Here is a 12,374-nt window from a genome sequence, read left to right as displayed (position 1 = left end):
AGGGTCGAGGCGTGGCGTCGCCGTTCATCGAGATCGAGGTCGACGACCGCGTCGTCAAGGTCACCAACCCGGACCGGGTCTACTTCCCGCCGTCCGACGCGTCACCGACCGGGGCGACCAAGCTCGACCTCGTCCAGTACTACCTCGCCGTCGGCGACGGCATCGTCAACGCGCTCTACGAGCGGCCGTGCATGCTGCACCGCTTCCCCAAGGGACTGGCGGGCGACAAGGTGCACCAGAAGCGCCTGCCTGCCGGTGCGCCCGACTGGGTCGAGACCGTGCAGCTGTTCTTCCCGCGGTGGAAGCGCACCGCCGACGAGCTCTGCGTGACCGAGCTGGGCAGCGTGATCTGGGCGGTCCAGATGTCGACGGTCGAGTTCCACCCGTGGAACAGCCGACGCGCCGACACCGAGAAGCCCGACGAGTGGCGCATCGACCTCGACCCGGGTTCGGAGTGCGACTGGGCGACGGTCCAGCGGGTCGCACACGTCACCCACGAGGTGCTCGACGAGCTCGGCGCCGTCGGGTTCCCGAAGACCAGCGGTGGCTCGGGCCTCCACGTCTACGTACGGATCCCGCCCGACCACGGCTTCCAGGACGTACGCCGGGCGGCGCTGGCGTTCGCGCGCGAGGTCGAGCGCCGGGCCGGGGGAGAGGTCACCACGGCGTGGTGGCGCAAGGACCGGGACCCCGCGCAGCTGTTCGTCGACTACAACCAGAACGCCCGCGACCACACGATCGCCGCGGCGTACTCGGTGCGTGGTGTCCCCGAGGCGCGGGTGTCCGCGCCGGTGCGCTGGGACGAGATCGACGGCTGCGTGCCCGACGACTTCACGATGTTCACCATGCCCGAGCGGTACGCGGCGATCGGCGACCTGCACGCCGACATCGACGACCACCCGTTCGACATCGCGCCGCTGCTGGAGTGGGCCGAGCGAGACGAGGCGGACGGAGCCGACGCGCCGCCGGAGCCCGACGCGGACTAGGCACAGCCCGCGCACAGGTCGGCCTCAGAGTCCTCTCACGGAGCCTGCCTAGCCTCGAGCCATGCAGCAGGACATCCCCGCCACGCCGCGCACCGACCGCGTGGCCGTCGTCGTCAACACCGCCGCCCGCAGCGGCGCCCGCGCGCTCCCGCTGGTGGAACAGGTGCTCCACGGCGTCGCAGCCCAGGTGGTCGTGCATCCCGTCCACGGCGGTCTCGAGCTGCTGGAGGCTCTGGCAGCGGCCATGGACGACGAGCCCGACCTCCTCGTCGTCGGTGGCGGCGACGGCACGATCGGGTGCGCCGCCGAGATGGTCGCCCACACGGGCACGACCTTGGGCGTCCTGCCGCTCGGCACGGCCAACGACTTCGCCCGGACCCTCGAGATCCCCGACCTCGCCGCCGCCGTCGACACGATGCTGCACGGGCACGTCGTCGACGTCGACCTCGGCCGCGTCGACGGGCGCGCGTACCTCAACGTCGCGTCGGTCGGCCTGTCCGTCGCGGTGACGCAGCGCCTGACGCCCGGGCTCAAGCGGCGGCTCGGCCGGTTCGCCTACCCGGCGGCGACGCTCGCGGCGTACCGCTCACACGTGCCCTTCGCCGCGCGTCTGGAGCTCGACGACGGCACCGTCCTGGACCTCAGCGACCTGATGCAGGTCGCCGTCGGCAACGGGCGCCACTACGGCGGCGGCCTCACCGTCGCCCCGCACGCCTCGATCGACGACCACCTGCTCGACGTGTACGCCGTGGAGCAGGGCCGGCTGCGCGACCACGTCTCCGTCGCCCGGCTCCTCCGTACGGGCCACCTGGTCGAGCACGAGCGCGTCCACCACGTCACCACCCGGCGCCTGCGTCTGGTCACCGACGCGCCGCTGCCGGTCAACCTCGACGGCGAGATCGCCGCCACCACGACCGCGACGTTCGAGGTCGACCGCAACGCCCTGCACGTCGTCGTCCCTGCCCGGAGCCGTGCCGCGCGCCTGGACGGCAGGGGCAGTCACTAGGCTCGTCCCCGTGGGCATCCAGATCACGCCGAGCATCCTCAACGCCGACCTGTCGCGCCTCGCCGACGAGGTCGCCCGCATCCCCAGCGCCGACTGGGTGCACGTCGACGTGATGGACAACCACTTCGTGCCCAACCTCACCCTCGGGCTCCCGGTGATCGAGGCGCTCAGCAAGCACGCCAGCCAGCCCCTCGACGCGCACCTGATGATCGAGGACGCCGACCGGTGGGCACCGGCCTACGCCGAGGCCGGCTGCGGCTCCGTCACCTTCCACGTCGAGGCCGCGAAGGCGCCCGTACGCCTCGCCCGGGAGATCCGCGCGCGAGGTGCGCGCGCGTCGATGGCACTCAAGCCGGCGACCCCGATCGAGCCCTACGAGGCGCTGCTGCCCGAGCTCGACATGGTGCTCATCATGACGGTGGAGCCCGGCTTCGGCGGGCAGAAGTTCCTCGACCTGTGCCTGCCCAAGATCCGCACCGCGCGCGAGCTGATGCGCAAGCACGGGGTCGAGACCTGGCTCCAGGTCGACGGTGGCGTCTCGCTGGAGACCATCGAGCGCTGCGCCGAGGCCGGCGCAGACGTGTTCGTGGCGGGCTCCGCGGTCTACTCCGCGGACGACCCGGACGCGATGGTGCGGGCGCTCAAGGCGAAGGCCGAGGACGCAGCCGGGTGAGCCGTCGGGCGACGGTCGACGACCTCCACGCCACCGCGCGGGCGATGCCGCACGTGACCGTCCACCGCCCGGAGAAGAACCCCGTCTACCAGGTGGGCGGCAAGTCCTTCGTCTTCTTCCGCACGCCGCGACCCGACGCGGTCGACCCCGACACGGGTGAGCGCTACGACGACGTCGTCGTCATCTGGGTGGCCTCGGAGGGGGACAAGCAGGCGCTGCTCCAGGACGACCGCCTCCCGTTCTTCACCACCGCCCACTTCGACGGCCACCCGTCGGTGCTGCTGCGCGCGTCCCGGGTGGGCGAGATCGACCGGGACGAGCTCGTCGAGATCGTGGAGGAGGCCTGGCTCGCCCAGGCGTCGGAGCGCCGCGGGCGGGCCTGGCTCGCCTCGCGCGGCCTCGAGCCGTAGGTCCGGTCCGTAGATTGGCTCACATGACCGAGTCCGTGTGGGACTACCCCCGACCGCCGCGGGTCGACCCGAGCACCGAGCGCGTCGTCGTCACGCACCGGGGTCACGTGGTGGCCGACACCACGGCGAGCCTGAGGGTCCTCGAGACGAGCCACCCGCCGACGTACTACCTCCCGCTCGACGCGTTCGCCGACGGCGTGCTGCGCCCGGCGGAGGGCGCCTCGTGGTGCGAGTGGAAGGGACAGGCTGCCTACTTCGACCTCGTGGTGGGCGACGAGGTGCTGCCGGCGGTGGCATGGACCTACCCGACCCCGTCCAGGGGCTTCGAGCAGCTGGTGGACCACGTCGCGCTCTATCCCGGCCGCGTGGACCGGTGCACGGTCGACGACGAGGTCGTGGTGCCGCAGCCGGGCAGCTTCTACGGGGGCTGGATCACCTCACGGGTCACCGGCCCCTTCAAGGGTGTCCCGGGCTCGTCCGGCTGGTAGTCCGCTGCTCAGCCGGCAAAGAGCGTGAGCCGCTGGCGGATGATCTTGCGGCGCAGTACCACGCGCCGCTTGCCGTCGTTGCCGATGCGCAGGCGGTCGAGCTCCCAGCCGCCGTGCTCGGCGCGTTCGACGAGCACCCGCGTGACGACGTTGCGGGAGAACTCCTTCGGGAGCACGAGCGTCTCGAACTCCCACTCCACCCCGCGGGCCGGCGGGCGTCGCTGGATCCTGGCCAAGGGTTGTCTCCCGTCTCGCAGAATGGGTGTGGAAGGTGGGTCGTCAGTCGGCGGACACGTCGTCGAGGGCCGAGACGATCTCGGCCGGCAGGGTCAGCTCCTCGATGCCGAGGGCCCCGTCGAGCTGGGCCGCCGTACGGGCTCCGACGATCGGGGCGCTGACCCCGGGCCGGTCGCGCACCCACACGAGCGAGACCTCCAGCGGCGACCAGCCGAGCCCGTCGGCGGCACGCGCGACGGCCTCCACGATGCCGCGGCCGCGCTCGTCGAGGTAGGCGCCGACGAACCGCGCGAAGTGCTCGGTGGCGGCCCGCGAGTCCGAGGGCGTACCGGTGCGGTACTTCCCCGTCAGCACCCCGCGTCCGAGGGGTGACCAGGGCAGGACGCCGAGGCCGAGGGCCTGGGCGGCCGGCACGACCTCGTGCTCGACCTGGCGGTTGAGCAGCGAGTACTCGACCTGCGTCGAGGCCAGCGGGACCCGGCCGGGGACCGCGCGCTGCCACGTGGCCGCCTGGGCGGTCTGCCAGCCGGTGTAGTTGGAGATCCCGACGTAGGACGCCCGTCCCGAGGTCACGGCGAGGTCGAGGGCGTGGAGCGTCTCCTCGACCGGGGTCTCGTCGGTCCACACGTGCACCTGCCACAGGTCGACGTGGTCGACACCCAGCCGCTTCAGGGAGGCGTCCAGCGTGGTGAGGAGGTTGCCGCGCGAGGTGTTGGTGACGCGCTCGCCCGTACGCCGCGAGATGCCGGCCTTGGTCGCCAGGACGACCTCGTCGCGGGCCACGACGTCGCCGATGAGCGTGCCGATCAGCTCCTCGCTGGCGCCGTCGCCGTAGCCGGCCGCCGTGTCGACCAGCGTGCCGCCGGCCTCGGCGAACGCGATGAGCTGGTCGCGCGCCTCGTGCTCGTCGGTGTCACGACCCCAGGTCATGGTGCCGAGGCCGAGCCGGGACACCTTGAGGCCGGTCGCGCCGAGGGAACGCTGCTGCATGGGGGTGAGAGTAGCCACGGGGCCTGCGCCGGTGGCACGGGACGCGCCCGTAGGCTCACCCCCTGTGATGGATCTCCTCAAAGCCGTCGTCCTCGGAGTGATCCAGGGGCTGACCGAGTTCCTGCCGATCTCGAGCAGCGCGCACCTGCGGATCTTCCCCGAGCTCTTCGGCTGGGGCGACCCGGGCGCTGCGTTCACCGCGGTGATCCAGATCGGCACCGAGCTCGCCGTGCTGATCTACTTCCGCAAGGACATCTGGCGCATCGGCAGCGCCTGGGTGCGCTCGCTGTTCCAGGCGGAGTACCGCGGCACCCTCGACTCGCGGATGGGCTGGTTCATCATCGTCGGCTCGCTGCCGATCGTGGTGCTCGGCGTGCTCCTCAAGGACATCATCGAGGAGGACTTCCGCAACCTCTGGATCATCGGGACCACCCTGATCGTGATGGGCGTCGTGCTCGGCATCGCCGACCGCGTCGGGCGTACGGACCGGCCGCTGGGCAAGATCACGATGAGGGACGCCGTCCTCATGGGCGCCGCGCAGGCCCTCGCGCTGATCCCGGGGGTCTCCCGCTCCGGCGCGACGATCTCGATGGGCCGCTTCCTCGGCTTCGAGCGCGAGGCCGCCACCCGGTTCGCCTTCCTCCTCGCGATCCCCGCGGTGGTCGGGGCCGGCCTGTTCGAGCTGAAGGAGATCCCCCACGGCCACAACGACTTCGGCTGGGGCCCGACGATCACCGCGACGGTGGTCTCGTTCGTCGTCGGCTACGCCGCGATCGCGTGGCTGCTGCGCTACGTCAGCACCCGGTCCTACACGCCGTTCGTCGTCTACCGGATCCTGCTCGGCGCCGGCACCCTCATCCTGCTCGGTGCAGGCGTGCTGACCGCCTGAACGTGTCGGCCAGCAGCGCCAGCGCCGCGAGCTGGCTGAGTGCGACCACCAGGACGAGCAACGGCAGTGAGCGCTCGTAGAGCCACCCGGCCGTGACGCCGCCGACGATCGCGAACAGGCCCTGGACGCCCGCGAAGACGCCGTACGCGGTGGCGCGCCGCGGTGCCTCGACCAGGTCGGCGACCACGGCCTTGACGGTGGAGTCCTGGACGCCCTGGGCGATGCCCCACGCCACGACTCCCGCCAGCACGGCGACGAGCGCGGAGCCGAGGGCCAGCGCGGGGACGAGGGCGACCAGCACGGGGACCACGAGCAGCACCCGGGTGCCGGTGCGGTCGTAGACCGCACCCACGCCCAGCGCGGCGATCGCCTCGACGGCCATCGCGGCGGCGTACACGACCGGGACCGCTGCCACCGGGAGCAGTCCCTCGACGGTCAGGTGGTAGCCGATGATCCCGAAGGTCACCAGCGCGCCGGTCGTGAGCGACGCCGCCACGGCGTAGCGGAAGAAGTCACCCGACAGCCCGGCGCCGACGGCCTCGGCCCACCAGCCGCGGCGAGGCGCCGACGGCACGGCGGGCGCGGCGCGCGCCACGTCGTACGCACCGGGGTCGGGCACGCGGCGGCGCAGGGTCACCAGCAGCACCATGGCGATCGCGCCCGGGACGGCGAGCACGGCCATGCCGGCCCAGACCGATGCGACCGCGACGACGCCCGCCACCAGCAGCGGGCCGGCGAAGGCGCCGACCTGGTCGAGCGCCTTGTGCACGCCGAAGCCGCGACCGCGGCCCACCGCGGAGGCCACGTGCGCGAGCAGGGCCGACTTCGACGGCGAGCGGATGGCCTTGCCGAGCCGCTCGAGGAGGATCAACGTCGCGGCGAAGACCAGCCCTGCGGCACCCAGCCGTGGGGCGAGGGCGAGCAACGGGACGCAGACGGCGGTGAGGCCGTAGCCGAGGATCGTCAGCGTCCAGTAGCGCCCGGTCCGGTCGGCGAGCGGGCCGAACGCGAGCCGCGCCACCAGCGCGACGGCCTCGCCCGCACCGGTGACGAGGCCGACGACGACCGCGGATGCACCGAGCGCGGCGAGCAGCGGGCCGTAGACCGAGCGGGCGCCCTCGTAGACCATGTCGGCGGCCAGGCTGACGAAGCCGAACCACCACACCACCCGCCAGGCCGTCGGAGACGGACGGGTCACAGCCACCCGGACTTCTTGAACAGCGCGAACAGCCCGGCCGCGACCCCGGCCATCAGCGCCATCGCGAAGGGGTAGCCGTAGGTCCAGTGCAGCTCCGGCATGTGGTCGAAGTTCATGCCGTAGATCCCGGCGATGAGGGTCGGCACGACGACGAGCGCGGCGCCGGCGGAGATCTTGCGCATGTCCTCGTTCTGCTGGACCGAGATGCGGGCGAGGTGGCCGTCGAAGGCGGTGGACAGCAGGATGTCCAGGTTGTCGATGACCTCCGAGACGCGCTGCAGGTGGTCGGCCACGTCGCGGAAGTAGGTCGCGGTCTCGGCCGTGATCGGGATCGGCGTGCGGATCGTCGGGACGGTGTCGGAGTGCAGCGAGAACTTCCGCATCGGCTCGCGCAGCGGCATGACCGCGCGGCGCACCTCGGCGATCTCGCGCTTGAGGACGTAGATGCGGTTCGCGTCGTCGGTGCGGGCGGGGGAGAAGACGGACTCCTCCACCTCGTCGACGTCCTCCTCGAGCGCGGCGCCGACCCGTTCGTACTCGTCGACGACGCGGTCGCAGATCGCGTACATGACCCCCATCGGGCCGTGCTCGAGCACCTGGGCCCGCTCCTCGAGGTCGCGGCGCGAGTCGGCGAGGTCGATCCCCTCGCCGTGCCGGACCGTCACGACGAAGTCGGTGCCGACGAACATGTTGATCTCCCCGGTCTCGACCGCGTCCTCCTCGTCGACGTACCAGAGCGTCTTGAGCACCAGGAAGAGCGTGTCGCCGTAGTGCTCGAGCTTGGGTCGCTGGTGGGAGTCGCCCGCGTCCTCCACCGCCAGCGGGTGCAGGCCGAACGTGTCGGCGATGAGCTGGAGCTCGTCGGGGCTGGGCTCGTGGATGCCGATCCACTGGAAGTCACCGGGGTCGCACGGCACCCGCGCGTGCCCGAGGCTCTGGTCGTCGCCGTTGCCGACCGGCACCCGCTTCCCGCGGTGGTAGAGCGCGTTGTCCACGATCACGCGGTCAGGCTAGTCCTACTAGGGTCGCTTGCGTGCCCACCGTCATCCTCGTCCGCCACGGCCGCTCGACGGCCAACGCCACCGGGGTCCTCGCCGGACGCCTGCCGGGCGTGCACCTCGACGACGCCGGCGTGCAGCAGGCGGTGGCCGTCGGCGAGCGCCTCGCCGGCGTACGCCTCGCAGCGGCGGTCACCAGTCCGCTGGAGCGGTGCCGGGAGACGGCCCGCGAGATCACCGCGCGCCAGGCCGCGGCCCTGCGGGCGGGCACCGACAAGCAGCTCTCCGAGTGCGACTACGGCGAGTGGCAGGGACGGGCGCTCAAGGACCTGGCCCGCGAGAAGCTCTGGAAGACGGTGCAGGCGCAGCCCTCCGCGGCCACCTTCCCCGGCGGGGAGTCGATGCGGGCGATGCAGGACCGCGCCGTCGCCTCCGTACGCCGCCACGACGCGCGCGTCGCCGCCGAGCACGGCCCGGACGCGGTGTGGCTGGCCGTCAGCCACGGTGACGTCATCAAGTCGATCCTCGCCGACGCGCTCGGCACGCACCTCGACCTCTTCCAGCGCATCCACGTCGACCCGGCGTCGGTGTCGATCGTGCGCTACACCGAGTCGCGGCCCTTCGTGATCGGCACGAACACCCACGCCGGCGACCTGGCCTGGCTGACCCCGCCGCGCAAGAAGGCGCGCGGTCGGCGGCGTACGGACGCCGAGGTCGGTGGAGGCGCCGGGCCCCAGACAGGCACGCCCTAGGGTGAGTGACATGCCAGTCGTGCACCGCTTCGACCCACCCGAGCGCTTCGTCGCCGGCACCGTTGGTGAGCCCGGCCAGCGCACGTTCTTCCTCCAGGCACGTGAGGGCACCCGCCTCGTCAGCGTCTCGCTGGAGAAGCAGCAGGTCCAGGCCCTGGCCGAGCGCATCGACGAGCTCCTCGACGAGCTGATGCGTGCCGCCGGCGACGACGTGCTGATCCCGGCCATCGCCCCGCGCGACCTCGCCGACGCCCAGCCGCTCGAGCAGCCCATCGAGGAGGAGTTCCGCGCCGGCACCATGACCTTGTCGTGGGACGGCACCGACGAGCGGGTGGTGATCGAGGTCTTCCCGTTCACCGAGGCTGCCGTCGTCTCGCCCGAGCAGCTCCAGGAGGACCTCGAGGACCTCCTCGAGCCGGAGCCCGAGGAGATCTTCCTCGTCCGGATCAGCGCGGCCTCGGCCCGGTCGTTCGTCGAGCGGGCCCTGTCCGTCATCGGCGCGGGCCGTCCCGACTGCCCGTTCTGCGGCGAGCCGGTGGACCCCGACGGGCACCTGTGCGTCCGTGCCAACGGCTTCCGGCGCCGTGACCCCTGACCCAGGGCTCCAGCCCCCAGCGGGCTTCCCCACCGGTGAGCTGACGCTGCACGGCCGCGTCCTGCCCGCCTCCAACGCCACCTTCGTCGGCGAGATCGCCGGGGTCCGGGTGGTCTACAAGCCGGTCGCGGGGGAGCGGCCGCTCTGGGACTTCCCCGACGGCACGCTGGCCGCCCGCGAGGTCGGGGCGTACGCCGTCTCCGAGGCGCTCGGCTGGGACATCGTGCCGCCGACGGTCCTCGGCGAGGGACCCCACGGTCCGGGGATGGTGCAGCTGTGGCGCGACGAGGTCGAGGACGTCTCACCCGTCGACATCGTCGCCGAGGGCCAGGTGCCCGACGGCTTCCGGCACGTCTTCGACGGTCTCGACGCCCACGACCAGGCGGTCTCGCTCGTCCACGAGGACAGCGAGGCGCTGCGGCGGATGGCCCTGTTCGACGTGGTGGTCAACAACGCCGACCGCAAGGGCGGCCACGTCCTGCCGATGCCCGACGGGCACCGCCACGGCGTGGACCACGGCCTGACCTTCCACGTCGAGCACAAGCTCCGCACCGTGCTGTGGGGCTTCGTCGGCGAGCCGATCTCGCCGGCGGAGCTCGACGGGCTCCGCCGGCTCGCCACCGCGCTGGCCGGCGAGCTGGGCACGACGCTGTCCGGCCTGGTGACCGGGGACGAGCTGGCCACCACCGAGCGACGGCTCGCGCGGCTGCTGGCCCGCGGGGAGTTCCCCGCGCCCGCCACGTCGTCGTACCCCGTCATCCCCTGGCCTCCCTTCTGAGCCGCGCAGCGTCGACCGAGGCATGAGGCGGTGAGACCTTCCCGACCGGCCGATAGGCTGCGCCGCATGCGTGCCTGGTCGTCGCCCGACGTTCCCCGACTGCCCGTGACGGGCCCTGTCGTGCGGGTGCACGACACCGCGAGCAACACCCTCGTCGACACGCGGCCCGAGGGCCCGGCAAGGCTCTACGTCTGCGGCATCACGCCCTACGACGCCACCCACATGGGTCACGCGGCGACCTACGTCGCCTTCGACCTGCTCAACCGCGCCTGGCGCAACGCCGGGCACGAGGTGACCTACGTCCAGAACGTCACCGACGTCGACGACCCGCTGCTCGAGCGCGCCGACAAGGTCAAGGTCGACTGGACCGAGCTCGCCGAGCGCGAGACCCAGCTGTTCCGCGACGACATGGAGGCGCTGCGCGTCCTGCCGCCGGCGCACTACATCGGCGCCGTCGAGTCGATCCCGCAGGTCATCGAGCTCATCCGGCTGCTCGAGGAGGCCGGCGCGGTCTACCGCGTCGAGGACGACCTCTACTTCTCCGTCACCGCCGACGGCGCGTTCGGCTCGGTCTCGGGCCTCGACCGCGCCGAGATGCTCGAGATCTTCCCGGAGCGCGGGGGAGACCCCGACCGTGAGGGCAAGAAGGACCCGCTCGACTGCCTGCTGTGGCGCGCCGAGCGCCCCGGCGAGCCCGCCTGGGACAGCCCGTGGGGCCCCGGCCGCCCCGGCTGGCACGTGGAGTGCTCCGCGATCGCCCTCGACCACCTCGGCACCGCCTTCGACGTGCAGGGCGGGGGCAGCGACCTGGTGTTCCCGCACCACGAGATGTCGGCCGGCGAGGCGCAGGTCGCGCACCCGGGGCACCGGTTCGCCCAGGCGTACGCCCACGCCGGGATGGTCGCCTACGACGGCGAGAAGATGTCGAAGTCCAAGGGCAACCTCGTCTTCGTCTCCGCGCTGCGGATGAGCGAGGTCGACCCGATGGCCATCCGGCTCGTGCTGCTGCGCCACCACTACCGCAGCGACTGGGAGTGGACTGACGACCAGCTCTGGGACGCCGTCGACACCCTCGCCACCTGGCGTCGGGCCCTGGCCCTCGGGTACGGCGCTCCCTCCGGTCCGGTGGTCGAGCAGGTGCTGGCGGCGCTGGCCGACGACCTCGACGCCCCCACCGCGGTGCGGGTCGTGCAGGACTGGGTCGAGGCCACGCTCGGCACCACCGGGCTCGCCGACACCTCCGACCACGAGGCGGCGGCGACCGTCCACCGCCTCCTCGACGCCGCCCTCGGCCTGTCGCTCTGACGTACGCCGCTCCCGTGGTTCGACGTACGCCGCGCCCGCGGGCGAGCCTCAGTCGGTGTCGCGCCGCTTGAGGTAGCGCTCGAACTCCCGCGCGATGGCCTCGCCGCTCGCCTCGGGGAGGTCGGCGGTGTCGCGGGTCTCCTCGAGCGCTCGGACGTAGTCGGCGACGTCCTCGTCCTCGGCGGCGAGCTCGTCCACCCCTCGCTCCCAGGCCTTGGCGTCCTCGGGGAGCTCCCCGAGCGGCATCGGTGCCTGCAGCAGCTCCTCGAGGTGGCCGAGGAGCGCGAGCGTCGCCTTGGGGCAGGGGGGCTGGGCGACGTAGTGGGGCACGGCCGCCCAGTAGGACACCGCGGGGATGTCGAGCTGGGTGCACGCGTCGTTGAAGACCCCGACGATCCCGGTGGGCCCCTCGTAGGTCGACTGCTCGAGGTCGAGCCGGTCGACGAGCTCGGGCTCGCTGGCCGTGCCGGTGACCGGGATCGGCCGGGTGTGGGGCGTGTCGGCGAGGAGGGCGCCCAGCGTCACGACCAGCTCGGCGCCGAGGTCGTCACAGGCGGCGAGGAGCTCGGCGCAGAACTGGCGCCACTTCATGTTGGGCTCGATGCCGCGCACGAGGATGACGTCGCGGTCGAGCTCGGCGGGGCGGGCGACGGCGATGCGCGTGGTCGGCCAGGTGAGCCGGCGGTGGCCGTGGAGGTCGGTGCCGATCACGGGTCGGTTGACCTGGAAGTCGTAGAACTCCTCAGGGTCGATCGCGCCGATGACCTCCGCCTTCCACTGCTCGATCAGGTGGTCGACCAGCCCGGAGGCGGCGTCGGCCGCGTCGTTCCATCCCTCGAAGGCGGCGATCACCACGGGGGAGACCAGGTCCTGCACGTCGTCGAACTCGATCACCCGCCCAGCCTAGGGCGCGACGCCCAGTCAGCCGCCGTGATTTCGCCGCCCGACGCGCCGGGTGCCACCATGTGGGAATCCAGTCCGCGATTCGGACGACGTTCCTAGGCTGGCACCCCTGCCACCCGAGAGGAGCCACGCACCCGTGGAGCCGCAGCACCGACCCGACGCAACC

The 12,374-nt window shown here is 72.4% G+C and carries 15 protein-coding genes; 10 read left to right on the top strand and 5 right to left on the bottom strand.

Annotated features, from left to right (window positions below):
• Window positions 1–11 precede the first annotated feature (11 nt).
• The 5 genes from ligD to IEZ24_RS11635 all read left to right on the top strand — a co-directional run bounded on the left by ligD (window position 12) and on the right by IEZ24_RS11635 (window position 3,563).
• Window positions 12–986, top strand: a complete 975-nt coding sequence (gene ligD, locus IEZ24_RS11655) for a non-homologous end-joining DNA ligase (protein ID WP_129453954.1) — start codon at window positions 12–14, stop codon at window positions 984–986.
• Window positions 987–1,047: 61 nt separating this feature from the next.
• Window positions 1,048–1,992 carry a lipid kinase gene (locus IEZ24_RS11650; protein ID WP_129453955.1) on the top strand — a complete coding sequence of 315 codons (945 nt, stop codon included), beginning with the start codon at window positions 1,048–1,050 and terminating at the stop codon, window positions 1,990–1,992.
• Between the two features lie 10 nt (window positions 1,993–2,002).
• Complete coding sequence (rpe, locus tag IEZ24_RS11645) at window positions 2,003–2,665, top strand: ribulose-phosphate 3-epimerase (RefSeq protein WP_129453956.1); 663 nt, start codon at window positions 2,003–2,005, stop codon at window positions 2,663–2,665.
• Entirely contained in the window at window positions 2,662–3,075 is a 414-nt protein-coding gene (locus IEZ24_RS11640; RefSeq protein ID WP_165356001.1) for an MmcQ/YjbR family DNA-binding protein, read from the top strand. Before rpe ends, IEZ24_RS11640 begins: the two co-directional genes overlap by 4 nt.
• A gap of 23 nt (window positions 3,076–3,098) precedes the next feature.
• Complete coding sequence (locus tag IEZ24_RS11635; RefSeq protein ID WP_129453957.1) at window positions 3,099–3,563, top strand: DUF427 domain-containing protein; 465 nt, start codon at window positions 3,099–3,101, stop codon at window positions 3,561–3,563.
• A gap of 8 nt (window positions 3,564–3,571) precedes the next feature.
• Here IEZ24_RS11635 and IEZ24_RS11630 read toward each other — a convergent pair whose 3' ends face one another.
• A complete protein-coding gene (locus IEZ24_RS11630; protein ID WP_224745207.1) occupies window positions 3,572–3,799 on the bottom strand; it encodes a DUF5703 family protein in 228 nt (75 codons plus the stop codon).
• 43 nt (window positions 3,800–3,842) lie between these two features.
• On the bottom strand, window positions 3,843–4,790 hold the full coding sequence (locus tag IEZ24_RS11625) for an aldo/keto reductase (protein WP_129453958.1): 948 nt from the start codon (window positions 4,788–4,790) through the stop codon (window positions 3,843–3,845).
• Between the two features lie 67 nt (window positions 4,791–4,857).
• Between IEZ24_RS11625 and IEZ24_RS11620 the strand changes: the two genes are divergently transcribed.
• Window positions 4,858–5,679 (top strand): undecaprenyl-diphosphate phosphatase, encoded by an 822-nt coding sequence (locus IEZ24_RS11620; RefSeq protein ID WP_129453959.1) that lies wholly within the window; start codon window positions 4,858–4,860, stop codon window positions 5,677–5,679.
• Here the strand turns inward: IEZ24_RS11620 and IEZ24_RS11615 are convergent.
• A complete protein-coding gene (locus tag IEZ24_RS11615; RefSeq protein WP_242498403.1) occupies window positions 5,645–6,883 on the bottom strand; it encodes an MFS transporter in 1,239 nt (412 codons plus the stop codon). The genes IEZ24_RS11620 and IEZ24_RS11615 overlap by 35 nt on opposite strands.
• Window positions 6,874–7,878, bottom strand: a complete 1,005-nt coding sequence (corA, locus tag IEZ24_RS11610) for a magnesium/cobalt transporter CorA (RefSeq protein ID WP_129453960.1) — start codon at window positions 7,876–7,878, stop codon at window positions 6,874–6,876. The genes IEZ24_RS11615 and corA overlap by 10 nt, the downstream gene beginning before the upstream one ends.
• Before the next feature lie 32 nt (window positions 7,879–7,910).
• Here corA and IEZ24_RS11605 point away from each other — a divergent pair, with 32 nt between their 5' ends.
• From IEZ24_RS11605 to mshC, 4 genes are all read left to right on the top strand, one after another.
• Complete coding sequence (locus IEZ24_RS11605; protein ID WP_129453961.1) at window positions 7,911–8,627, top strand: histidine phosphatase family protein; 717 nt, start codon at window positions 7,911–7,913, stop codon at window positions 8,625–8,627.
• 10 nt (window positions 8,628–8,637) lie between these two features.
• Window positions 8,638–9,222, top strand: coding sequence for a DUF3090 domain-containing protein (locus tag IEZ24_RS11600; RefSeq protein WP_129453962.1), 585 nt, complete (start codon window positions 8,638–8,640; stop codon window positions 9,220–9,222).
• On the top strand, window positions 9,212–10,000 hold the full coding sequence (locus tag IEZ24_RS11595; protein ID WP_129453963.1) for an SCO1664 family protein: 789 nt from the start codon (window positions 9,212–9,214) through the stop codon (window positions 9,998–10,000). The genes IEZ24_RS11600 and IEZ24_RS11595 overlap by 11 nt, the downstream gene beginning before the upstream one ends.
• 66 nt (window positions 10,001–10,066) lie before the next feature.
• Window positions 10,067–11,305: a cysteine--1-D-myo-inosityl 2-amino-2-deoxy-alpha-D-glucopyranoside ligase gene (mshC, locus tag IEZ24_RS11590; protein WP_129453964.1), complete on the top strand. Its 1,239-nt coding sequence runs from the start codon at window positions 10,067–10,069 to the stop codon at window positions 11,303–11,305.
• A 48-nt stretch (window positions 11,306–11,353) separates the two neighbouring features.
• On the opposite strand, the gene IEZ24_RS11585 is transcribed toward mshC, so the two are convergent.
• Window positions 11,354–12,199: a PAC2 family protein gene (locus IEZ24_RS11585; RefSeq protein ID WP_129453965.1), complete on the bottom strand. Its 846-nt coding sequence runs from the start codon at window positions 12,197–12,199 to the stop codon at window positions 11,354–11,356.
• Window positions 12,200–12,374 lie beyond the last annotated feature (175 nt).

Source organism: Nocardioides ganghwensis, from assembly GCF_014779655.1.
Taxonomy (GTDB): domain Bacteria; phylum Actinomycetota; class Actinomycetes; order Propionibacteriales; family Nocardioidaceae; genus Nocardioides; species Nocardioides ganghwensis.
Note: the sequence above shows the minus strand (reverse complement) of the source record. Positions and strands in the feature narration are given on the sequence as shown.

Excerpts from the sequence above, each read along its gene's own strand:
- IEZ24_RS11625 (WP_129453958.1), bottom strand. The coding sequence starts at position 4,790 with ATGCAGCAGCGTTCCCTCGGCGCGACCGGCCTCAAGGTGTCCCGGCTC.
- mshC (WP_129453964.1), top strand. The coding sequence starts at position 10,067 with ATGCGTGCCTGGTCGTCGCCCGACGTTCCCCGACTGCCCGTGACGGGC.
- IEZ24_RS11600 (WP_129453962.1), top strand. The coding sequence starts at position 8,638 with ATGCCAGTCGTGCACCGCTTCGACCCACCCGAGCGCTTCGTCGCCGGC.
- IEZ24_RS11650 (WP_129453955.1), top strand. The coding sequence starts at position 1,048 with ATGCAGCAGGACATCCCCGCCACGCCGCGCACCGACCGCGTGGCCGTC.
- IEZ24_RS11635 (WP_129453957.1), top strand. The coding sequence starts at position 3,099 with ATGACCGAGTCCGTGTGGGACTACCCCCGACCGCCGCGGGTCGACCCG.
- IEZ24_RS11620 (WP_129453959.1), top strand. The coding sequence starts at position 4,858 with ATGGATCTCCTCAAAGCCGTCGTCCTCGGAGTGATCCAGGGGCTGACC.